Annotated in this window: 17 protein-coding genes; 12 read left to right on the top strand and 5 right to left on the bottom strand. The window is 68.5% G+C overall.

What is annotated here, in order from left to right; genetic code table 11:
- Positions 1-57: 57 nt before the first annotated feature.
- Positions 58-1,434 carry a pectin acetylesterase-family hydrolase gene (locus BCO18175_RS35730; protein ID WP_174987968.1) on the bottom strand — a complete coding sequence of 459 codons (1,377 nt, stop codon included), beginning with the start codon at positions 1,432-1,434 and terminating at the stop codon, positions 58-60.
- 66 nt (positions 1,435-1,500) lie between these two features.
- On the bottom strand, positions 1,501-2,214 hold the full coding sequence (gene plcR, locus BCO18175_RS35735) for a phospholipase C accessory protein PlcR (RefSeq protein WP_174987971.1): 714 nt from the start codon (positions 2,212-2,214) through the stop codon (positions 1,501-1,503).
- Positions 2,215-2,644: 430 nt separating this feature from the next.
- Here plcR and BCO18175_RS35740 point away from each other — a divergent pair, with 430 nt between their 5' ends.
- The 5 genes from BCO18175_RS35740 (at position 2,645) to BCO18175_RS35760 (ending at position 8,984) form a co-directional block, all read left to right on the top strand.
- Positions 2,645-3,871, top strand: coding sequence for an amino acid deaminase/aldolase (locus tag BCO18175_RS35740; protein ID WP_174987974.1), 1,227 nt, complete (start codon positions 2,645-2,647; stop codon positions 3,869-3,871).
- A 74-nt stretch (positions 3,872-3,945) separates the two neighbouring features.
- Positions 3,946-5,352: a D-arabinono-1,4-lactone oxidase gene (locus tag BCO18175_RS35745; RefSeq protein WP_174987977.1), complete on the top strand. Its 1,407-nt coding sequence runs from the start codon at positions 3,946-3,948 to the stop codon at positions 5,350-5,352.
- On the top strand, positions 5,349-6,533 hold the full coding sequence (locus tag BCO18175_RS35750; RefSeq protein WP_174987979.1) for an MFS transporter: 1,185 nt from the start codon (positions 5,349-5,351) through the stop codon (positions 6,531-6,533). The genes BCO18175_RS35745 and BCO18175_RS35750 overlap by 4 nt, the downstream gene beginning before the upstream one ends.
- A 134-nt stretch (positions 6,534-6,667) precedes the next feature.
- Positions 6,668-7,864 carry a porin gene (locus BCO18175_RS35755; RefSeq protein WP_174987982.1) on the top strand — a complete coding sequence of 399 codons (1,197 nt, stop codon included), beginning with the start codon at positions 6,668-6,670 and terminating at the stop codon, positions 7,862-7,864.
- A gap of 100 nt (positions 7,865-7,964) precedes the next feature.
- Positions 7,965-8,984, top strand: coding sequence for an AraC family transcriptional regulator (locus BCO18175_RS35760; RefSeq protein ID WP_174987985.1), 1,020 nt, complete (start codon positions 7,965-7,967; stop codon positions 8,982-8,984).
- A gap of 27 nt (positions 8,985-9,011) precedes the next feature.
- Here the strand turns inward: BCO18175_RS35760 and BCO18175_RS35765 are convergent, their stop codons facing one another.
- Together BCO18175_RS35765 and BCO18175_RS35770 are read right to left on the bottom strand one after the other, a co-directional pair.
- Positions 9,012-10,283 carry a Zn-dependent hydrolase gene (locus BCO18175_RS35765; RefSeq protein ID WP_174987988.1) on the bottom strand — a complete coding sequence of 424 codons (1,272 nt, stop codon included), beginning with the start codon at positions 10,281-10,283 and terminating at the stop codon, positions 9,012-9,014.
- Positions 10,280-11,665 (bottom strand): dihydroorotase, encoded by a 1,386-nt coding sequence (locus BCO18175_RS35770; RefSeq protein ID WP_174987991.1) that lies wholly within the window; start codon positions 11,663-11,665, stop codon positions 10,280-10,282. The genes BCO18175_RS35765 and BCO18175_RS35770 overlap by 4 nt, the downstream gene beginning before the upstream one ends.
- Before the next feature lie 99 nt (positions 11,666-11,764).
- On the opposite strand from BCO18175_RS35770, the gene BCO18175_RS35775 reads away from it, so the two are divergent.
- From BCO18175_RS35775 to BCO18175_RS35805, 7 genes are all read left to right on the top strand, one after another.
- Positions 11,765-12,655: a LysR family transcriptional regulator gene (locus tag BCO18175_RS35775; RefSeq protein WP_174967926.1), complete on the top strand. Its 891-nt coding sequence runs from the start codon at positions 11,765-11,767 to the stop codon at positions 12,653-12,655.
- 260 nt (positions 12,656-12,915) lie between these two features.
- Positions 12,916-14,007: a DUF917 domain-containing protein gene (locus BCO18175_RS35780; RefSeq protein ID WP_174987995.1), complete on the top strand. Its 1,092-nt coding sequence runs from the start codon at positions 12,916-12,918 to the stop codon at positions 14,005-14,007.
- A 12-nt stretch (positions 14,008-14,019) separates the two neighbouring features.
- Positions 14,020-15,663 (top strand): urocanate hydratase, encoded by a 1,644-nt coding sequence (locus BCO18175_RS35785; protein WP_174987998.1) that lies wholly within the window; start codon positions 14,020-14,022, stop codon positions 15,661-15,663.
- 36 nt (positions 15,664-15,699) lie between these two features.
- Positions 15,700-17,022, top strand: a complete 1,323-nt coding sequence (locus tag BCO18175_RS35790) for an MFS transporter (protein WP_174988001.1) — start codon at positions 15,700-15,702, stop codon at positions 17,020-17,022.
- A gap of 17 nt (positions 17,023-17,039) precedes the next feature.
- A complete protein-coding gene (locus BCO18175_RS35795; protein ID WP_174988004.1) occupies positions 17,040-18,674 on the top strand; it encodes an HAL/PAL/TAL family ammonia-lyase in 1,635 nt (544 codons plus the stop codon).
- Positions 18,675-18,847: 173 nt separating this feature from the next.
- The gene (locus BCO18175_RS35800) at positions 18,848-19,948 is read left to right on the top strand and encodes a porin (RefSeq protein ID WP_174914475.1); all 1,101 of its coding nucleotides are present in this window, start codon (positions 18,848-18,850) and stop codon (positions 19,946-19,948) included.
- 115 nt (positions 19,949-20,063) lie between these two features.
- A complete protein-coding gene (locus BCO18175_RS35805; protein ID WP_174988007.1) occupies positions 20,064-21,167 on the top strand; it encodes a porin in 1,104 nt (367 codons plus the stop codon).
- A gap of 45 nt (positions 21,168-21,212) precedes the next feature.
- Here the strand turns inward: BCO18175_RS35805 and BCO18175_RS35810 are convergent, their stop codons facing one another.
- The gene (locus BCO18175_RS35810) at positions 21,213-21,917 is read right to left on the bottom strand and encodes a GntR family transcriptional regulator (RefSeq protein WP_174914479.1); all 705 of its coding nucleotides are present in this window, start codon (positions 21,915-21,917) and stop codon (positions 21,213-21,215) included.
- Positions 21,918-22,073: the final 156 nt, after the last annotated feature.

Below are 22,073 nucleotides of genomic sequence, written 5' to 3' on the forward strand. Positions count from 1 at the left end.
CACGCCACCCGGCCGCCGCGCTGCGTCGCGGTCACCCGCTCACGCGAACCGCCCCCGTCACGCCCGGTGCCCCGAGATCGGCCCCGCTTCGCCGGTCAGGTTGAAGATGCTGTCGATCCACGCAAGAAACGTCGAGAACGTGAAATCCGACCACTGCTGCGTGCGGAACGCCTTCATCACCGGCGTATCGGCCGGGTCCTGCTGGTTCAGCAGGTTGTCGACGAACGTGCCGATATCCGCGTCGATGCCGTTCTCGTGGATTCCCGACCCGGTGAAGCTGACCGCCGTCACCTGATGGTTGGCGATGAAGTCGTTGCGCGCCCACGGCATGAAGTAGCCGAAGTTCGGCAGCGGGTTCAGCGTCTGCTTCAGCCCGTCCAGTTCCTGGTCGAACATCGCGAGCGACAGCGCATCCTTCGTCGCGTCGTCGGGCGCCGCGATCACGGCCGGCACGAACGCGCGATAGTGATACGCGGCGATGATCTTGTCGCGCTGATAGCTCGAGAAGCCGAAGCGGTCGTGCGGGAATGTCGCCGACAGCGCCGCGTACGCGCTCCCCATGTTGCCGGGATCGAAATGGCTGGTCAGCCGGCTGTTCACGGTGATCATCCCGTCGGGGCCGGTCATCCCCCACTCGGTGCGCACCCGGTCGTACAGGCCGACCGACGGATGCATGGCCGCATCCGCATCGAACGGCGTGTTGAACACCGTGCCCGCATCGTCGAGCAGCGAACTATGCGCCTGCGGCTGCAGCGTGTTGCGCAGCGTCGCGTAGTTCGCGAGCGTGCCGTAGCCGCCCGCGCTCATCCCGTACACGAGCAGCCGGTTCGGCTTGCCGAAGCCGTGCGACGTCAGCCACTGCGCGACGGCCTGGATGTTCTTCAGCCCGCTGTAGTGCTGCAGCCGCCAGTCGCCGCTCGGCGACGTGTAGTTGCGCACCGCGCTGCCCATGTGGATATCTCCGGTGCAATAGGGCACGAAAACCTGTGTCCACTGCTGCGTCTCGACCTTCGGTTCGCCGACGAGAATGTGCGCGAGATCCATCCGCGTGAGCAGCGGCGACAGGAACGATGACAGCAGCGCCTCGTTCGCGGTGCCGTTCATGTAGTTGTGCGGGATGCCGTCCGGGTTGAAGCCGCCGAGGCCGGCCTCAGCGCCGGTCGACGTCTGCGTGCAGGTGCCGTAGTCCCAGCACGCGCCGCCCGGCTCCACCATGTACAGCAGGTTGTCCGACTGCGCGCGATTGATGTAGAAGCGCATCGGCGTGCCGTTGCCGCACGATGCACCGGTGCTCTCCGGCAACGTCACTTCGTACCACGAATAATATGGAATCGACGGATCCGGCATCGTCGTATCGGCCGCGTGGCCGTTCAGTGCCGCGCAACCGAGCAGCGCGGCAACGGCCGCGCGCAGCAGGCTTCGTGCTGTGGACATCTCCCCTCCTTGTCGATGGACATGACGCGGCCGCCGGGCACCGCCCCGGCGTCGCGGATTCGGCGCTCAGTGCACGCCGGACGGTGAAGCGCCGTCGAACAGCTGGACGCGCAGCGCCTGCAGGCGTTGCGCGATGACGGCTTGTTGCTGGTCGGGATCGGGAATGCTCGCCTGAACCTGCCGGACGACGTCGCGGCTCTGCTGTTCGTACGAGAGATAGCGCGGGTCCTGAGCCGGCGACGGGCCGACCGTCTGCTGCGCATAGGTGTCCCATTGCGCGCGCATCGACCGTATCGCCGCGCTGCGCGTCGCGGGGTCGGCTTCGGTATCGGTCAGCAGTGCCGCGCTCAGCGCTTCGGCCTGCACGGGAACGATCTCGTTGCGCGCGACATGGTCGGGAAGTTCGTCGAGAATCCGGCGCGCAAGTGCGGCGCGCTCGTCTTGCGGCATGCTGTTGCGGCGATCCCCATACGCGGCAACCTCGTCGCGAAAGCGCGCGAACGCGACGATACGCTTCACTTCGGCGTCCGCATCGGGGCGCCCCGCAAGGCTGCGACGCAGCGCGTCGACGTCTAGCCGCCGCTCCTCGGGGCCGGGTGTCGCGGCGCCGGTGCCGAACGTATCGGCCGCGCCTGGCTGTGCGCTCGCCGTCGCGGCCGGCGTACCGGATGACGCGGCTTGCGCCGGTGTCGTCGCTTCATATCGCCAGACTGCAACGACGGCCACGCCGATCGCCGCGATCGCGCCCGTGCGCCGCCAGAGTGCCCTGTTCTTCTTCACGTCGCCTCCTCGTCACGTCATGCCGTTCTTCGCCGGTGCATCCGCGAGTAGGTTCTAGGTCGAATCCGGCATGCAGTCAAAAGCGGCGCTAGAACGCAGGCACTAAACCTGCTCGCGTCGGCCACGTCCGGCACAACGTTTGAAACGCATTTCGTTGTCGGATCGGCAAGCGCACTATGTCGCACGTCACGCCCGTCCGGCGGTGGTTCGGGCCGATACGCGCCGTATGCGCCTCAACACCAAGCAAGCGGCGATCCAGCCGCACGGCGCGCGATGGTCACGCATGGACGTGGCCGATACGGATGGCCGGATAAGACCCGTCGAACGACCCGCTGAGCGCTTGGTCGTCATTTTGGCCAGCCCTATGCTGGTTTCCGACACGCGCCGAACGGTCGGCGCGACGCACACCCCACCCAGCCGAGCCCGTTCCATGAGCCGTGCAGACCTTCCCCTTCGCGCACCCGCCGCCGTCCACGACTATCCGACCTATCGCGACGCGCTCGCCGGCCGCCGGCTACCCGCCGCCTTCGTCGACCTCGACTGCCTCGACGCGAACCTCGCCGACCTGAAGCGCCGCGCACGCGGCCTGCCGATCCGGCTCGCGACGAAGTCGGTGCGCTCGCGCGAACTGATCGGCGCAGTGCTTGCCGCCGGCCCGTTCATGCAGGGGCTGCTGTGCTACTCGGCCGCGGAAGCCGCGTGGCTCGCGGACGGCGGGTTCGACGACATCGTCGTCGCGTATCCGACCGTCGAGCCCGACGACCTGCGCGCGATGGCCGCGCAACTCAGGCGGGGTCGCTCGATCACGCTGATGGTCGACGACGCCGCGCAGGTCGACGCGATCGACCGCGTCGCACACGAGGAACGGGTGACGATCCCGCTCGCGATCGATCTCGACATGTCGTCCGCGTATCCGGGCCTGTACTTCGGCATGTACCGCTCGCCGGTGCGCGACGTAGCCGGCGTACTCGCGCTCGCGAGCCGCATCGACGAGCGGCAGCACGTGCGGCTCGACGGGTTGATGGGCTACGAAGGACAGATCGCCGGCGTGGCGGACACGGAGCCGGGCAACGGCGCGCGCAACGCGCTGGTGCGTCACCTGAAGCGCCGCTCGGCGCGCGAGATCAACGCGCGCCGCCAGGCGGCCGTGCAGGCGCTCGCGGCGGCGGGCCATCGGTTGCGCTTCGTGAACGGAGGCGGCACCGGCAGTATCGAAAGCACGCTCGGCGATACGTCGGTCACCGAGCTCGCGGCCGGCTCCGGCCTCTACGCGCCCGCGCTGTTCGATCACTACGCGGCGTTTCATGCGCAGCCGGCCGCCGGCTTCGCACTGCCGGTCGTGCGGATTCCGCAGCCGGGCATCGTGACCTGCTCGGGCGGCGGCTATATCGCGTCGGGCCCGGCCGGCAAGAGCCGTCTGCCCCGGCCGTGGCTGCCGGCCGGCTGCACGCTGATCGACAACGAAGGCGCAGGCGAGGTACAGACGCCCCTGCGCGTGCCTCACGGCATCGCACCGGCGATCGGCGACCCGATCCTGTTCCGCCACGCGAAGGCCGGCGAGCTGTGCGAACGCTTCAACACGCTGCTGCTGATCCGCGGCGGCCGCGTGGTCGGCGAAGCGCCCACCTATCGCGGCGAAGGCAAGAGCTTTTTCTAGCGGGCCGCGCCGCCCGTCGTTCAAACCGGTCACCCCATTCAACTCATTCAAACGACAACCACGGAGACAATGCCATGTGGCGCAACTGGTCGGGATATGTCTGCAGTCCTGATGCAATCGTGTCGACGCCTGCGTCGCACGCCGGGCTCGCGGCCGTGCTGCGCGACGCGGCGGCAGCCGGCGCCACCGTGCGCGCGGCCGGCGCCGGTCACTCGTTCTCGCCGCTCGTGCAGACCGACGACGTGATCCTGTCGCTCGACGCGATGCAGGGCGTGATCGATGTCGACCGCGACCGGCGCGTCGCGCGCGTGCATGCCGGCACGCGGCTGTGGGCGCTCGGCCCGGCACTCGCCGCGCACGGCCTCGCGATGGAGAACCTCGGCGACATCAACGTGCAGTCGATCGCCGGTGCGACCAGCACCGGCACGCACGGCACCGGCATCACGCTCGGCAACCTGTCGACGCAGATCGACAGCCTGACCTTCATGTGCGCGGACGGCAGCGAGATCCGCGCGAGCGCCGACACGCATCCCGATTTGTTCGCGGGCGGCCGGATCGGGCTCGGCGCACTCGGCGTGCTGACCGAGATCGGCCTGCGCCTCGTGCCCGCGTTCAAGCTGCGCCTCGAGCGCGGCGGCATGCAGCTCGACGACTGCCTCGCGCAAGCAGACGCGCTGATCGCGAAGCATCGCTCGTTCGAGTTCTACTGGTTCCCGCATACGGACGCCGTGCTGACCAAGGCGTGGGACATGACCGACGAGCCGGCCGACTCGGTGCACTGGGCGAGCCGTGCATCCGAGTCGTTCCTCGAGAACACGGTGTTCGGCGCGCTGTGCGGGCTCGGCAAGCACATGCCGTCGCTGTGCCCGGCGCTGAGCCGGCTGTGCGCATCGACGGTGTCGGCCGGCCGGCACGTCGATGCGAGCTACGCGATGCTGTCGACGGTGCGCCGCGTGCGCTTCAACGAAATGGAATGGTCGGTGCCGGCCGAACGCGGCGCCGACGCGCTGCGCGAAATCCGCGCATTCATCGCGCGCCGCAGCTTCCCGCTGATGTTCCCGATCGAATACCGCTGGGTGCGCGGCGACGACATCTGGCTGAGCCCCGACTACGGGCGCGACAGCGTGCGCATCTCGGTGCACCAGTATCGCGGGATGCCGTTCGACGCGTACTTCTCGGGCGTGCAGGCGATCTGCCGCAATCACGGCGGGCGGCCGCACTGGGGCAAGGTGCATGCGATGAAGGCCGCCGAACTGGCGGCGTGCTACCCGCACTGGGACGATTTCCTCGCGTTGCGTGAACGGATGGACCCGCATGGCCGCTTCCTGACGCCGTACCTGCGCACGCTGTTCGGCCTGCCGCAACACGCAGGCGCAAGCGCAGCCGCCCGCGCCGCGCCAGCCCGACGAGGGACACACCCGATGCACGAAACGGCCGGCATCGCACAAGATCGGCCGCGATCCAACCAGGAGGCCTCATGAGCACAGCCACCCTGCATGCCGCCGCACAGTCGCGCCCCGATCCGTCGACCGGTGCCGTCGTCCGCCTCGCGCTCGCGTTCGCGGCGGCCACCAACGGCCTGATCCTGTCGCCGTTCCTCGTCGCGGCCGTGATGACACGCTTTCGACTCGACGAAGGCACCGCGACCGCGCTCGTCAGCGCCGAGATCCTCGGCATCGCGATCAGTTGCGCACTGCTGTCGCACCGGATCGCACGCGCCGCGCGGCCGTTCACGCTGGCCGGCCTGGTCGGCACGATCGCCGGCCAGGCGCTCAGCGCGGTCGCGCCCGGGATCGTGTCCGCGGCGGTCGCGCGCGGGATGACGGGGCTGTTCGAAGGGATGCTGTTCGTCGTCGTCGCGTCCGGCGTGTCGCAGCGCGCATCGACCGACCGCCTGTGGGGGCAAATCAACCTGCTCGCGGGCATCATCAACGGCGGCATCCTCGTGCTGATCTCCGCATTGCCGGCCGCCTGGCTCGGCCGCTGGGTGTTCGCGCTGCTGGCGGCCGTCGTCGCCGTGCTGGCGCCCGCGATCCGCGGCATCGACGCGTTCGCGAGCGCGCCCGCGCAAACCCACGTGCGTGCCGGCACGCTGCCGTGGCGGCCGGTGATCGCGATCTGGGTCGTGACCGCGCTCGTCTACGGCGTGCAGGCGTCGCAATGGGCGATCGCCGGCTTCGTCGGCGAGCGTGCCGGGCTGTCGCCCACGACGATCGGCGTACTGCTGTCGGTGTCGTCGCTGCTCGGCTTCGTCGGCGCGGCGATTCCGTCGCATCCGGCCAGCCACCCGCACCGCCTCGCGCTGATCTGGGCCGCGCAGCTCGCGATGATCGCGTCGATCGAATGGTTCTTCAGCGCGCGCAGCGGCAGCGCGTACTTCCTGAGCCAGTTCGTGCTGAACAGCGCGTTCTTCGTGATCGTGCCGTTCCTCACCGGCATGCTGTCCGACGTCGACCCGGACGGCTCGCTGGTCGCGCGCACGCTGGTCGTCACGTTCTTCGCGGCCGGCATCGGCACCGCGCTGTCGGGCGCACTGCTCGGCCGTTTCGGCGGCATGCGCGTCGCCCACGTGCTGTGCGTGGCCGTGCTGGCCGCCGCCCCGTTCGTGCGGCTCGCGCTGCGCCGCGCGGCGCCCGGTGCGGTGGCCAGCGCGTCGCCCTGACCGCAGTGCGCCATGCCGTGGCCGCGACGCACCGCGAGAATGGCCGCCGCGGCCTTGGCCCGCGCAAATTTGGCTTTCTACATTCGTTTCCGGCGGTACGAGCCGCCCCCCATGTCGATGCGGAGTCCATAAGAATGAATCGTCACGATACCGTTCGCGCCGCGTGCTGCGCGATGATGGCCCTGGCAGTGACCGGCGCGCACGCGCAAAGCAACGTGACGCTGTACGGCGTGATCGATGCGGGCATCCGCTACGAAACGCACGGCGTGTCCTACGGCGCCGACGGCTCGCCGGTGTCGACCGGCCGCAAGATCTCGATGGCTGACGGCGGCGGCCTGACGGAAAGCTACTGGGGCCTCAAGGGGCAGGAGGATCTCGGCGGCGGGCTGTCCGCGCAGTTCAACGTCGAAAGCCACTTCGGCCCGAACAGCGGCGCGATCGTGCCGGCCGGCTCGCCGAACTTCTTCCAGGTCGCGTACGTGGGGCTGACGTCGACGTCGCTCGGCCAGCTCGCGCTCGGCCGCCAGTACAACGTGCCGTTCGAAATGGTGTCGCTGACCTACGGCTCGAACCTGTGGGCCGGCCCGCAGGATCCGTACTTCAACCTGTTCAAGCCGGAGCAGACGATGCTCGCCGGCTCGCGCACCAGCAACATGATCCAGTACTGCGCGCAAATCGGCAGCCTGTACCTGCTCGCACAGTACGCGCCCGGCGGCCATGCGGGCGGCGGCGCGCTCGGCAGCCAGGCCGGCGCGGCGGTCGCGTATGCGCCGGACAAGGGGCCGTTCACGGTCGGCGCGTCGTTCATGCGCAGCTGGGACGACGTCACGCACGCGAAATTCGACATCTATGGCGGCGGCGGCTCGGTGACGCTCGGCAACGCGACCGTCAACGCCGGCTATATCGAGAACGCGCGCGACAACGACTTCACGTCGTTCACGAACGGCCCGTTCAGTTCGACCGATCTCGCCGCGCTCGGCATCATCTCGCCCGCGCAGGTGGTCGATCCGTCGGTGCCCGGCGGGTTCCGGCGCCGCAAGATGGCGCTCGCGGGGCTGACCTACAGGTTCACGCCGGCGTTCACGGCCGCCGTCAACGCATGGTGGACCACGCAGTCGGGCTACACGCCCGACTTCGACGGCCGCGCGCGCCAGTTCCAGGTGATCGCCGGCTACAGCCTGTCGAAGCGCAGCATGCTCTACGCGGAAGTCGACTACGCGATCTATCGCGGCGGCCTGATCGGCGCGCAGCTGGTCGGCATCAACGGGCAGGCGCCGAGCACGAGCACCACGCAGCTCGGCGCGACGGTCGGCCTGCGCCACTACTTCTGAAGCGGGGCCGCGCAGGATGTGGGCAATCGTGGCCGGGGCGGCACCGGGTTTCCGGCCGGGCGGGACGAGTACAATCCATGGAAAAAAATACGGAGCATCCATGGACGATACCGACCGTTATACGACGGCGAATCTGCCGGTCCATCTGTTGCGGTGCCTCGCGGAGACAAGCAAGGAGCTGGGCATCGACCCCGCGCGGCTGTGCCTCGGGCTCGGCTTCGACGTCGCGGACCTGTCGAATCCGTCGTGCCGGATTTCGTTGCGCCAGGCGAGCACGATGATCCGCCGCGCGCTCGAGATGGCGCCGGGGCGGGCGCTCGGCCTCGAACTCGGCACGAGCGAGACGATCGCGTCGATCGGGCTGGTCGGCTATGCGATGCTGACGAGCCCGACGCTGAAGGACGCGATCTCGGTCGGGATGGAACTGCAGCGCCATACGGGGCCGCTGTTGCGCTTCGACGTGACGTCGGATGCACGCACGCTGTCGATCCGCGCGACCAACGTCTTCCTCGAACCCGACATCGAGGCGTTCCTCGTCGAGGAAGCGTTCGGCAGCTTCATGAAGATCGGGCGCTCGCTCGTCGGCCCCGCGTTCCAGCCGAAGGTCGTCGATCTCAGCTACCCGCCGCCGCCCTACGCGGAGCAATACGCGCGCGTGTTTCCGTGCCCGGTGCGGTTCGAACAGGAGCAGAACCTGTTCTCATGCGACGCCGCGCTCGGCAACCGCCCGATCGCGACCCACGATCCGCTCGCGCATCGGCAGGCGCTCGAATTCCTGCAGGACGCGCTGCCGCCTGAACCCGAAGGCACCGAGTTTCTTGAGTCGATCGAACGGATCATGCGGCGAGACCTGCGCCATGCGCCATCGCTCGCCGAGATCGCCGCGCAGCTGTGCATGAGCGAGCGCACGCTGCGGCGACGGCTGGCCGATCAAGGCGTGTCGTATCAGACGGTGATCGACACGATCCGCCGCAAGCGCGCGTTCACGCTGCTGAGCAACCCGCGGCTGTCGATCGAGGACGTCGCGCACGAAGTCGGGTTCAGCGACGCACACAACTTCCGGCGCGCGTTCAAGCGGTGGACCGGGCACGGGCCGCGTGAAGGGCAGCGGCCGGCGTAATTGCGTCGCCGGGCGCCTGCCATTACGTTACGCCGCGCCCGCGAGCGAACGATCGAGCCCGACGAGCGTTTGATACAGCACGCGCGTGCCGTCGAGCAGCTGCTGCGGCTCGATCCATTCTTCCGGGCAATGGCTGCGGCCGCCCAGGCACGGTATGAAGATCATCCCGATCGGCCCGGTCGGCGCGACGTACACGGCATCGTGCCCCGCGCCGCTCGGCAGCCGCATGCTCGGATAGCCGAGCTGCGTGGCCGCCTGTTCGACCGCGTCCATCACGAGCGGCTGGCAATCGGTCGGCCGTGCGCGGCTCACGTGCTCCGCGCGCGCGCTCAACCGCAACGCATCGAGCCGCGCGGCCGCGCCGGCCAGCAGCGCCTCGGGGAAAGCGTCGAGCACCGCGTCGCTGTCGCTGCGCACTTCGAGCATCAGCTCGACCTGCCCCGGCACCGCGTTCGGCACGTTCGGCGTCATCGCGATCCGTCCGATCGTCGCGACGACGTAGTGCGGATTGCCCGACAGCGCCGACGCACGCGCATGCGCGGCCTCGATCAGGTGCGCGGCGCCGACGAGCGCGTCGCGACGGATGTCCATCGGCGTCGTGCCCGCATGGTCGGGCTGCCCGGTCACGGTGATCAGCACACGCCGGATGCCGACGATGTTGGTCACGACGCCGATCGGCAGGCCGCGCGTCTCGAGTACCGGGCCCTGTTCGATATGCAGTTCGACGAACGCGGCCGTGCTGCCCGGCGCGCGCAGCGGTTCGCGCAGCGCATCCGGATTGCCGCCGATGCGGCGCAGCGCTTCGGCGAGCGTTTCGCCTTCGGCATTCGTCGCACGCAGCATGCCGGCGTCGAGCACGCCCGACAGCGCACGGCTGCCGACGCACGAGATGCCGTAGTCGCTCGGTTCTTCGGACAGGAAGTCGATCACCTCGAACGGATGGTCGAGCACGATCCCCTGCTCGTTCAGCGTATGCGCGACCTCGATGCCCGCGAGCACGCCGATGATCCCGTCGAAGCGGCCGCCGCCGACCACCGTGTCGCAATGCGACCCCGTGACGAGCGGTTTCGTGCAACGGCCGCTGCCTTCGCGGCGGCCGATCAGGTTGCCGCCCGCGTCCATCGATACGGCGAGCCCGGCTTCGGCGAACTGCGCGGCGAGCCATGCGCGCGCTTCGGTGAAGAGCGGCGAGAACGCGCGGCGCGTCCACGGGACGTCGGGCCGCGTAAAGCGCGCCAGTTGCTCGACGCGCGCATTCAGGCGTTCGGCGTTCAGCGGCGGGAAAGGCGTCGGATTCATGCGTGCTCCTGTTCGGTGGCGATCGACCGGCTGCCGTGCGGCTTCAGGAAGCGGCCCGAGCCTGCCGGATTGACGATGCGCTCGCCGTCGTACACGAGCGCACCGCGGCAGTAGGTAGCGGCAATCCGCACCGTGAATTCCATCCCTTCGAACGCGCTCCACTGCACGGCCGACAGGCTGCGCGACGGATCGAATGCGTAACGCTCCGGCGTGAGGATCACGAAATCCGCATCGGCGCCGATATCGAGCGACCCTTTGCGGTCGTCGAGCAGGAAATGCCGCGCCGGGTTCGTCGCGAGCAGTTCGGCCACCCGCGTCGGCGCGATGCCATGCTGTTCGCAGCCGGTCCAGAACGCTGGCAGCAGCGTTTCGAGCCCCGGGCCACCCGACGCGTTGCGGAACACGTTCGGGTCGCCCTTGCGTTCGAGCCCCCAGCTCACGTGATCCGACGACACGAACGTGCATTCGCCGCGCGCGATGTGCGTCCACAGCAGTTCCTGCTCCGCGCGCGGCCGAATCGGCGGGTAGTGCTTGGTTTTCGCGCCGAAGCGCTTCGTGTGCGTTTCGTGGTCGAGCATCAGGTACTGCACGCAGGTTTCGATGCTTGCGCGATGGCCGGCCTGCCGGAACATGTTGCACAACTCGAAGCCCCGCGACGTCGACACGTGCACCGCGTGCGCGCGGGCGCCCGTCTCCGCGCCGATCTCGTAGATCAGCGCAGTCGCGAGGTTTTCGATCAGCGGCGGATGCGCGCGCAGGAAGGCGTCCCAGCCCGTGTCGCCGGCCTCGATCATCCGCGCGATGTTCTTGCGCGTCATGTCCTGCATCTGGTTGTGCACGCCGCACGCGAGGCCCGACGGCGCGATCAGCCGGAACGCGTCGTACAGCACGTCCTCCTCGACGCGCGGGAACCGGCCGGGCGTCGCCTCGAACGTCGAGAACTTGAACGCGCACACGCCGCCGTCGATCAGACCGGCCGCCGCTTCGAGGCCGTGCTTCGCGTTGAGCGTGCCGTACAGCGCGACGTCGACGTGGCAATCGCGCTCGGCTTCCGCGATCTTGCGATCGAGCTGCGCACGCGACGCGACCGGCTCCGGATCGTCGTACGGCATGTCGACCATCACCGTCACGCCCCCGGCAGCAGCCGCACGCGACGCGTGACCGAGCCCCTCCTGGTTCGCCTGGCTGGCCGCATGCACCTGCCCGTCGACGACGCCCGGCAGCACCCACTGCCCGCGCGCATCGATCGTGTCGCGCGCCGCCGGCGGCGCGCCCGTGCCCCGCGCGGCAATCCGCCCGTTCCTGATCGCGAGCCAGCCGTCGTCGACCACCTCGCGCGCATCGACCAACCGGCCGCGCACCACCTGTTCGAATTCGCTCATCTGCGCCTCCTGCTTTTTTGATCACGAGCAGTTTAGGCAGCGCTCTGCCAGAATGTCTCATGCCGATTTATCACCCCCACATAACATGGAGTTAAGGCTGTGCGTCTGAACTTGCGCCAGATCGAGGTGTTTCGCGCCATCATGCTGACCGGCTCGATCAGCGGCGCCGCGAAGCTGCTGCACGTATCGCAGCCGGCCGTCTCGCGGCTCATTTCGTATGCCGAGCAGCGGCTCGGCCTCGCGCTGTTCGAGCGCATCAAGGGGCGGCTCTACCCGACGCCGGAAGCGCAGCGGCTGTTCGTCGAAGTGAATGCGGTGTACCAGGGCGTGCAGCGCGTCAACGAAATCGCGGAAGACCTGATCGAGAACCGGATGGGCCACCTGCGCATCGCGTGCAGCCCCAATCTCGGGCAATCGCTGCTGCCGCGCGCGATCGCCGCGTTCTACGAACGCTTTCCCGACGTGCGGATCATCCTGCACACGATGATCCCGAGCGTGCTGCTGCAGGCGGTGCTCACGCAGCAGGTCGAGCTCGGCATCGCGTTCCTGCAGGACACGCACCCGAACGTCGAAAGCCAGCGCCTCTATGAAAACCGGATGGTCGCGGCCGTGCCCGCATCGCACCCGTTCGCGCGCCGCAAGACGCTGGCCGTGCGCGATCTCGCGGACCAGCCGCTGATCGGCTATGGCAGCGACATCCCGCTCGGGCAACTGGTGCGGCGGCTGTTCAGCGACGAAGGGCTCGTGCCGCAGGTCAAGATCGAGGTGCAGCAGGCGCACGTCGCGTGCGCGCTCGCGCAGGCCGGCACCGGCATCGCGCTGATCGACGAGCTGACGGTCGCGGGCCCGGTGTGGCCGCAGATCGTCGTGAAGCCGATCGTGCCGACCATCGCCGCGCCGGTCAGCGTGCTGCACCCCGTGCTCGCACCGCTGTCGCGCCTCGCGCACGAGTTCATCGACACGCTGCACGCGCTCTCCGCCTCCGCGTGAATTTCGTTGCCCGAACAGGCTGAAACCGTTGTCCAGCCTGCGTTTCATCGTCGTACAGACGGCGACGGATCACCCCGCTCGCCATCCGCTGCTCAAGCGTCACCGGGATTACCCTACGCTTAACATCGCGTTATGAAGTCTCCATAAAATAGCAATAACGCTCAATATTCGGCGTCCCTAGAATCGTTTGGACAGTACCGCCACACAAGGCTTTCCGGCCGGCGCGTACAGCCCTTTTTCCCTCTCAGGACAAACGACACATGGGACGCATTCTGTCTTCGAAGGACGTCGAAGCCGCCGTCAAGGGCGGTTCGGTTTTCGCATGCGGCGGCGGCGGCTGGGCCGACCACGGCCGTGAACTCGGCACGCTCGCGGTCACGATCGGCCGCCCCGAACTGGTGAGCATCGACGAGTTGCCGGACGACGCGTGGATCGCCACGGCCGCCGCGATCGGCGCACCGGGCGGCCTCACCGACTGGCAGATGCTCGGCGCCGATTACGTGAAGGCCGCACAGCTCGTGCAGGACGCGCTCGGCGCGCCGCTCGCGGGGCTCATCATCGGGCAGAACGGGATGTCGAGCACGCTGAACGCGTGGCTGCCGTCCGCGCTGCTCGGCACCAAGGTGGTCGACGCGGTGGGCGACATTCGCGCGCATCCGACCGGCGACATGGGCTCGCTCGGCCTCGCGTCGAGCACGGCGCCGATGATCCAGGCGGCGGCCGGCGGCAACCGCGAACACCATGCGTACATGGAAGTGGTCGTGCGCGGCGCGACCGCGAAAGTGTCGCCGGTGCTGCGCAAGGCGGCCGACATGGCCGGCGGCTTCATCGCGAGCTGCCGCAATCCGATTCGCGCATCGTACGTGCGCCAGCATGCGGCGCTCGGCGGCATCAGCCGCGCGCTCGCGCTCGGCGAAGCGATCATCGACGCCGAGCGGCGCGGCGGCAGCGCGGTGATCGACGCGATCTGCGCGGCCACGCACGGCGAGATCATCGCGAGCGGCAAGGTCGAGCGCAATACGCTCGAATACACACGCGAAGCATTCGACGTCGGCCTCGTCTACCTCGGCAGCGGCGCACAGCGCGCGGTCATTCATGTGATGAACGAACACATGGCGGTGGACGATGCGCACGGCGACCGGATCGCGACCTACCCCGACGTGATCACGACGCTCGATGCCGAAGGCCGCCCCGTCAGCGCGGGCCAGTTGAAGGAAGGGATGGAGATCCACGTGCTGCGGGTGGCGAAGGCGCACATTCCGCTGTCGTCGTCGGTGTTCGATCCCGCGGTGTATCCGCCGGTCGAAGCCGCGCTTGGCATCTCGATCGCTGACTATGCACTCGCGCGCTGACCGGAGGGCACGATGACGAACCGCACCTTCGAAGTGACCTCGGGCACCACGCTGCGCTGCAAGGGCTGGCGCCAGGAAGCGCTGCTGCGCCTGCTCGAGAACGTGCTCGCCGTCGGCGAGGATCCCGACCAGCTGATCGTCTACGCGGCGCTCGGCCGCGCGGCGCGCGACTGGCCGTCGCACGACGCGATCGTGCACGCGCTGAAGACGATGGACGAGAACGAGACGCTCGTCGTGCAGTCCGGCAAGCCCGTCGCGCTGCTGCGCACGCATGCGAGCGCGCCGCTCGTCGTGATGGCGAACTGCAACCTGATCGGCCAGTGGGCGAAAGCCGAGCACTTCTACGAACTGGAACGGCGCAACCTGATCTGCTGGGGCGGCCTCACGGCCGGCGACTGGCAGTACATCGGCTCGCAGGGCGTGATCCAGGGCACCTACGAGATCTTCTCGCGGATCGCCGAGCGCCATTTCGACAACGACCTGCGCGGGCGCTTCATCCTGACGGCCGGCCTCGGCGGGATGGGCGGCGCGCAGCCGCTCGCGGGCCGGATGGCGAACGCGGCGACGCTCGTCGTCGAGATCGATCAGACACGCATCGACAAGCGGCTGCAGATCGGCTTCCTCGAGCGGCAGGCGCGCGATCTCGACGAGGCGCTCGCGCTGATCCGCGACGCGCAGGCCCGGCGCGAACCGATCTCGGTCGGCCTGCTCGGCAACGCGGCCGACGTGTTCCCGGCGATCCTCGCGCGCGGCGTCGTCCCCGACATCGTCACCGACCAGACGGCCGCGCACGATCTCGTGTACGGCTACGTGCCGTCGGGCTACACGCTCGACGAAGTGCGTGCGCTGCGCGACAGCGACCGCACGAAGCTGATGGACGCGAGCCGCGCGTCGATCGTGCGGCACGTCGAAGCAATGCTCGGCTTCAAGGATCGCGGCGCGATCGTGTTCGACAACGGCAACCTGATCCGCACGCATGCGAAAGACGGCGGCGTTGCACGCGCGTTCGAGATCCCGGTGTTCACCGAAGCGTTCCTGCGCCCGCTGTTCTGCCGCGCGATCGGCCCGTTCCGCTGGATCGCGCTGTCGAACGACCCGAACGACATCCGCGTCATCGACGACTACCTGCTCGAACACTTCCCGGACAACCGGATCGTCACGAACTGGATCCGCAAGGCACGCGAATGCGTGCCGTTCGAAGGGCTGCCGGCACGCATCGCGTGGCTCGGCCACGGCGAGCGCACGCGGCTCGCGCTGGCGGTCAACGCGATGGTGCGCGACGGCGTGCTGGCCGGGCCGGTCGCGTTCACGCGCGACCACCTCGACGCCGGCGCGATGGCACACCCGAACATCATGACCGAGAACCTGCGCGACGGCTCCGACGCGGTGGCCGACTGGCCGCTGCTGAACGCGATGATGAGCTGTTCGTCGATGGCCGATCTCGTCGCGATTCATTCGGGCGGCGGCGGCTACAGCGGCTACATGACGAGCGCGGGCGTCACCGTCGTCGCCGACGGCAGCGCAGCCGCAAACGAGCGGCTGACGCTGTCGATGACCAACGACACCGCGCTCGGCGTGATCCGCTACGCGGACGCCGGTTACGAAGAAGCGCTCGACGAAGCGCAGCGCAAGCAGATTCCGCATATCCGGCTGTAACGGCCGGCTCGCACGACGACAGGACAGGAGATCGAAGTGAAGCAAACCGCGGTTCCCCTCGACACGGCCGACGCCGTGTCGCCCCCTACCTCGAGTGCCGGGCGCGCGATCGCCGCGGCGTCGATCGGCAACGCGCTGGAGTGGTACGACTTTTCCGTCTACGCGTTCTTTGCCGTGTATATCGCGCAGAACTTCTTCCATCGCGGCGACACGGGCACCGAGCTGGTCGAGGCGTTCATGGCGTTCGGGATCGGCTTCATCGCGCGGCCGCTCGGCGCGCTCGCGATCGGCGTGTACGGCGATCGCGCGGGGCGCAAGGCCGCGCTGACGCTGACCATCCTCGTAATGGCGGCCGGCACCGGCATCATCGCGTTCGCGCCGCCGTACACGGCGATCGGCGTCGGCGCGCCGCTGCTGATCCTGTGCGGCCGCCTGCTGCAGGGCTTCTCGGCCGGCGGCGAAGTGGGCGGCGCGGCGGCGTTCCTGATCGAGCATGCGCCGGCGGACAAGAAGGGCCGCTACGCGTCGTGGCTGCAGGCGAGCATGGCCGCGTCGAACATCCTCGGCGCGCTGGTCGCGACCGGCGTGACGCTCACGCTGTCGCGCGAACAGATCGGCGACTGGGGCTGGCGGATCCCGTTCATCCTCGGCCTCGCGATCGCGCCGGTCGGCCTGTGGCTGCGCAAGACGCTCGACGAAACCCCGCATTTTCGCGCGGAGATGGCGCGTGCCGCGCATGCACCGGCCGAACGCAAGGCGCCGCTGCTGCAGGTCGTGCGCGACTATCCGCGCGCGCTCGTGGTCGGCACCGGGTTCTCGGTGTTGTGGGCGGTGTGCGTGTATGCGCTGGTGATCTACATGCCGACGCACGTGCAGCGCGCGCTGCATTTCGACGGGCGCGACGCGTTCGTCGCGTCGCTGGTCGGCAACTGCCTGATGGCCGTCACCTGCGTGTGCGCCGGGAGCTGGTCCGACCGCTTCGGCCGGCGCAAGGTGCTGACGGCCGGCGCCGTGCTGATGCTCGTATCGGTGTATCCGCTGCTGCACTGGCTCGCCGACGTGCACACGCTCGCCGCGCTGATCATCGTGCAGAGCACGTTCTGCGTGATGGTCGCGATCTTCACGGGCGTCGCGCCCGCCGCGCTGTCGGAGCTGTTCCCGACCAAGGTGCGCGCGACCGGCATGTCGCTGTCCTACAACATCGCCACGACGATCTTCGGCGGCTTCGCACCCGCGATCCTCGCGTGGCTCACGCAACGGTCCGGCAATCCGTTCGCGCCCGCCTGGTATGTGATGGTCGCGAGCGTCATCGCGCTCGCGTCGATCGCCGCGCTGTCTTCCACGTCACGTCACGCCTGAAATCGGAGAAACGCTTCATGCAACGCTTCCTCATGCGGAGCGCGATCGCGCTCGCGCTTTTCGCCGCCGTCCCGGCCTTCGCGGACGTCACGCTCGACGGCCGGTCCGTCACGCCCGAATCGATCGCACGCATCGCCGACGGCGAAGCCGTGTCGATCGCGCCGGCCGCCCGCCAGCGGGTCGTCGCCGCGCACGACGTGCTGCTGAAGGCCGCCGCGGCGGGCCAGCAGATCTACGGGCTGACGGTCGGCGTCGGCCTCAATAAAGACCGCGAGATGGTCGATGCGCACGGCAAGCTGAGCCAGGAGGTCATCGATGCGTCGACGCGCTTCAACATCGGGCTGATCCACGCGCACTCGGGCAGCGTCGGTCCCGACATGAGCGTGCGCGTGGCCCGCGCCGCGATGGCCGCGCGCCTGAACGCGATGCTCGACGGCGGCGCCGGCGTGCAGCCCGCGATCGTCGATGCGTACGCGCAGTTCCTCAATCGCGGCGTCACGCCCGCGATGCCGGCGGATGGCTCGATCGGCGAAGCCGACATCACGATCCTCAGCCACGTCGGCCTCGCGATGCTCGGCGAAGGCGACGTGTACTACCAGGGCCGCAAGGTCGCGGCCGCCGATGCGCTGAAGTCGGCCGGCATCACGGCGATCCGCCCGTACGGCAAGGACGCGCTCGCGATCCTCAGTTCCAACGCGTACTCGGCCGGCATGGGCGCGCTGGCGCTCACCGACATGGCGCGTCTCGCGCAGGTGTCGAAGGTCGTGTTCGCGCTGAGCCTGCAGGGGCTGAACGGCAACGTGTCGCCGTTCCGCGAGGACACGCTCGCGCTGCGGCCGTTCCCGGCGACGCTGCGCGCGGGCGCTGCACTGCGCACGCTGCTCGCGGGCAGCAGCCTGTGGAATCGCGATCCGGACCGGCCGCTGCAGGATCCGCTCAGCTTCCGTTCCGGCGTCTACCTGCTCGGCGAAGAGGATCGCACCTACGACGAAGCGCGCGCGCTGCTGCAGGTGCAGCTGAATTCGAGCGACGACAACCCGGGCGTCGCGGTCGGCGTCACGCCGAAGTCGAACCGCGCGCAGGATGCGGCCGGCTATGTCGACGGCGGTGGCGCGGTGCTGCCGAGCGCGAACTTCGAGCCGTTGCCGTGGGTGCTCGCGTTCGAACAGCTCGGGCTCGCGCTCGGCCACAACGCGCTGGCCTCCGCGCAGCGCATCGTCAAGCTGAACGACCCGCACCTCACCGGCCTCTCGCGCTTCCTCGGCACCGAGGACACCGTGCACGCGTTCGGCGCGATGGAGAAGCCGCCGACCGCGCTCGCGATGACGGTGAAGTCGCTCGCGATGCCCGTGTCGCTCGACTACCTGCCGGTCGCCGGCGGCATCGAGGACGTCGCGACGAACGCGCCCGATGTCGTGCAGCGCGTGCAGAAGCAGATCGACGCGAGCTACACGCTGCTCGGCCTCGAACTGATCGAGGCGGCGCAGGCGATCGACCTGCGTCAGCGCAAGCAGCCGTCGTTCACGCTCGCGCCGGCCACGCAGCCGCTGTACCGCGCACTGCGCGCGAAGGTCGCGTTCCTCCAGCGCGACCGCCCGCTCACGCCCGACTTCCGCGCCGCCGATACGCTGCTGCGTGCGTATCGCGACTGAGCGGCGCACCGCCCTTCCTTCGTTACACCCGTTAGCTGCCGCACCCGCCGCCGCACCCGCCGCCGCGATCGTCGTTCGATCGCGACGGCGGACACGCACGTCCGGACGTTTTCACGCAACCGCATCGCACCACCGCTCGCCGCCTTTCAACCACCCCGCACCGGAACACCATCATGAAAAAACTCCTGTTCGCGCTGCCGCTCGCCGCGGCCGCCACCGCCCACGCGCAAAGCAGCGTCACGCTGTACGGCATCGTCGAAGACGGCGTCGACTACGTGTCGAACGTGCAGGGCAAGCACCTCGTGCAGCTCGCGTCAGGCGTAACGGCCGGCAGCCGCTGGGGCGTGCGCGGCACCGAGGATCTCGGCGGCGGCCTGAGCGCGATCTTCCGCCTCGAAAGCGGCTTCGACCTCAACTCCGGCCGCCTCGGCAGCGGGCTCGCGTTCTCGCGCAACGCGTACGTCGGCCTGAACGATACGAAGCTCGGCACGCTCACGCTCGGCCGCCAGTGGGATTCGATCGTCGACTACGTCGAGCCGTTCACGCTGAACGGCAACATCGGCGGCTATTACTTCGCGCACCCGAACGACATGGACAACACCGACAACGGCTTCCCGATCTCGAACGCGGTGAAGTACCGCAGCCCGACGATCGCGGGCATCACGTTCGGCGGCCTCTATGCATTCGGCGGGCAACCGGGCCGCTTCTCGGACAACGCGACGTTCAGCGTCGGTGCGAGCTACGCGGCGGGCCCGGTCGGCTTCGGCATCGGCTATCTGCGAATCAACAACCCGGGCGTGTCGACGCAGGGCTACCAGAACTATCCGGGCTTCACGAACGCGATCTACGGCAACTACCTCGATGCGGCGCGCGCGCAGAAGGTGTTCGGCGTGGGCGCGTCGTACCAGGTCGTGCAGTGGCTCAAGGTGCTGGCCGACTTCACGAACACGAACTTCCAGCAGGGCAGCGCGGGGCACGACGCGACGTTCCAGAACTACGAGCTGTCGACACTGGTCACGCCGACGCCGGCCGTGACGGTGGGCGCCGGCTATACGTACACGACGGGCCGCGACCACGCGACGAACGCGGAGCCGAAGTATCACCAGTTCAACCTGAGCGTCGAATACGCGCTGTCCAAGCGCACGAGCGTCTACGTGATGGGAGCATTCCAGAAGGCGGCCGGTGACGCACCGGTCGCGCAGATCGCGGGTTTCAATCCGTCGGGCAACCAGAAGCAGGCGGTGGGCCGCGCGGGTATCCGCCACGCGTTCTGACGTTCGCGATGGCTGACGGTCAGGCGTGGCGCCTGCCGTCAGTCGTTCGGCAAACGCCGCGAAGCATTTGTGCGCGGCCGCTTTCCATTCGCTTCCTTCAGACCATTTGATCAGCATGCCTACTCATTCGAACCGAAGAAAAAACAGGCGACGCCACCGGTTCACACCGGCGGTCAACCGCCGGCTGCTGTCGGCCGTCGGCGCATCGCTGATCGCCTGCACGATTGCCGACGACGCAGCGGCCCAGTCCTCCGTGTCGCTGTACGGGCTGGCCGACGTCTACGTCGGCACGCAAAAGAGTCTCGGCAAGCCGCGCGCGTACGCGATGAATTCGGGCGGCTTCACGACGAGCTTCTGGGGCATCGGCGGCCGCGAGGATCTCGGCGGCGGCTACGCGCTGCAGTTCGCGCTCGAAGCATTCATGCGCCCGTCGAACGGCGGCGCCGGCCGCTTCAGCGGCGATACGTTCTTCGGACGCAACGCATATGTCGGCGTCGCGACGCCGTACGGCGTGCTGCGCGCAGGACGCAACACGACGCCGTATTACATCTCCGCCGTGCGCTTCAACCCGTTCTCGACGTCGTTCGGCTTTTCGCCGGCGCTGAACCAGATGTACAAGGGCGTAGCGGGGCAAGGCCTCATCGGCGACAACAGCTGGAGCAATTCGGTGTTGTATTCGACACCCGGCGAGCACGCGCTGCAGGCGAGCCTGATCTATGCGACCGGCAACGAGCCGGGCCACGCCGGCGCGAACCAGTGGGGTGGCAGCGTCACCTATGACGGGCACCGCGCGTTCAGCGCGACGCTCGCGTTCCAGCAGGCGAAATTCGACCGGATGCCCGGCGACCTGAACGCATCCATCGCCGGCTTCACGCAGCAGGACACCGTGCTGGCCGGCGTCGGCTACGACCTGAAGTTCGTGAAGTTCACCGCGTTCTACCAGTACGTGCACGACGCGATCGACGGCGGCAGGCTCGGCCCGCATAGCGGGCAAGTGGGTGCGGCGGTGCCGCTCGGCTTCGGCACGGTGCTCGCATCGGTGATGGCCGCGAAAAGCCACGGCCGCGATCGCCCTTCACGAACGACCTGGGCGCTCGGCTACGACTACCGGCTGTCGAAACGGACCGACGTCTACGTGGCCTACATGCGCGACCGCGCAAGCGGCTACGGCAATGGCAATGGCGATTCGGCCGGGCTCGGCCTGCGCACGGCGTTCTGAACATGCGCCATCAACGCGCCATGACGGTGCGCACGCGGCGTGTGACTACGCGTCCACTTCCGCGTGCAGCAGCAACACCGCGTCGCGCTTTTCCAGAAGATGCCGCCGCAGGATCGCCGCGAGCGCCTTGCCGTCGCGCGCCTCCAGCGCCTTGATCATCTCCTCGTGATCGTGCACCGCGCGATCCCACTTCTCGACGTGCTGGTTCGAGCGGAACCGCATCGACATGATCCGGCGGTTGATCGACTGGTACGTGGCGCGCAGCGCCGAATTGCGCGCGGCCTCGTTGATGCGGTCGTGGATTTCCTGGTTGCGGCTGTAGTAGCCGGGCAGGTCGTTCTGCATCCGGCACGCGAGCATCGAGTAATGCAGCGCCTTGATCTCCGCGAGCTCCGCGGGCGTGATGCGCTCGCACGCCAGTTCACCTGAAAACGCCTCCAGCCCCGACATCAGCTCGAAGGTCTCGCGGATCTCCGATTCGCTCATCCGGTACACGCTCGCGCCGCGATTCGGCGACAGCACCAGCAGCCCCTCGGCCGCCAGCACCTTGAACGCCTCGCGCAGCGGCGTGCGCGAGATGCCGAGCGTCTCGCACAGCTCGCGCTCGTTCAGCCGCATGCCCGGCGTGAGCACACCTTCGACGATGAATTTGCGCAGGTGCTCGACGACCGTGTCGTGCAGCCGCTGCCGCTCCAGTTTCGGCAGTACCGGCGCGCCGCCGCCCTGCTCCAGATCATTCAAATCTTGCATGCAAAATCCTTCCTTCTTGCTTCCCGCGATTCTACTGCAACTCGCCCGACCCGAATATCTCCCCGCCAATTCCGGGTAAACACCGGCATTTTCGGCGAAATCAGCGCTTGGTTTTGCCACGACGGCTCTGCTAAAGTATTTTGCATGCAAAATTCA

Origin of the sequence: Burkholderia lata (genome assembly GCF_902499335.1) — a bacterium.
In the GTDB taxonomy this organism is placed as follows: Bacteria; Pseudomonadota; Gammaproteobacteria; order Burkholderiales; family Burkholderiaceae; genus Burkholderia; species Burkholderia lata_B.

What these genes read in the sequence shown, in the direction of transcription:
- BCO18175_RS35730 (WP_174987968.1), bottom strand. Translation starts at nt 1,434, where the DNA reads ATGTCCACAGCACGAAGCCTGCTGCGCGCGGCCGTTGCCGCGCTGCTC.
- BCO18175_RS35740 (WP_174987974.1), top strand. Translation starts at nt 2,645, where the DNA reads ATGAGCCGTGCAGACCTTCCCCTTCGCGCACCCGCCGCCGTCCACGAC.
- BCO18175_RS35745 (WP_174987977.1), top strand. Translation starts at nt 3,946, where the DNA reads ATGTGGCGCAACTGGTCGGGATATGTCTGCAGTCCTGATGCAATCGTG.
- BCO18175_RS35750 (WP_174987979.1), top strand. Translation starts at nt 5,349, where the DNA reads ATGAGCACAGCCACCCTGCATGCCGCCGCACAGTCGCGCCCCGATCCG.
- BCO18175_RS35755 (WP_174987982.1), top strand. Translation starts at nt 6,668, where the DNA reads ATGAATCGTCACGATACCGTTCGCGCCGCGTGCTGCGCGATGATGGCC.
- BCO18175_RS35760 (WP_174987985.1), top strand. Translation starts at nt 7,965, where the DNA reads ATGGACGATACCGACCGTTATACGACGGCGAATCTGCCGGTCCATCTG.
- BCO18175_RS35765 (WP_174987988.1), bottom strand. Translation starts at nt 10,283, where the DNA reads ATGAATCCGACGCCTTTCCCGCCGCTGAACGCCGAACGCCTGAATGCG.
- BCO18175_RS35770 (WP_174987991.1), bottom strand. Translation starts at nt 11,665, where the DNA reads ATGAGCGAATTCGAACAGGTGGTGCGCGGCCGGTTGGTCGATGCGCGC.
- BCO18175_RS35780 (WP_174987995.1), top strand. Translation starts at nt 12,916, where the DNA reads ATGGGACGCATTCTGTCTTCGAAGGACGTCGAAGCCGCCGTCAAGGGC.
- BCO18175_RS35785 (WP_174987998.1), top strand. Translation starts at nt 14,020, where the DNA reads ATGACGAACCGCACCTTCGAAGTGACCTCGGGCACCACGCTGCGCTGC.
- BCO18175_RS35795 (WP_174988004.1), top strand. Translation starts at nt 17,040, where the DNA reads ATGCAACGCTTCCTCATGCGGAGCGCGATCGCGCTCGCGCTTTTCGCC.
- BCO18175_RS35800 (WP_174914475.1), top strand. Translation starts at nt 18,848, where the DNA reads ATGAAAAAACTCCTGTTCGCGCTGCCGCTCGCCGCGGCCGCCACCGCC.
- BCO18175_RS35805 (WP_174988007.1), top strand. Translation starts at nt 20,064, where the DNA reads ATGCCTACTCATTCGAACCGAAGAAAAAACAGGCGACGCCACCGGTTC.
- BCO18175_RS35810 (WP_174914479.1), bottom strand. Translation starts at nt 21,917, where the DNA reads ATGCAAGATTTGAATGATCTGGAGCAGGGCGGCGGCGCGCCGGTACTG.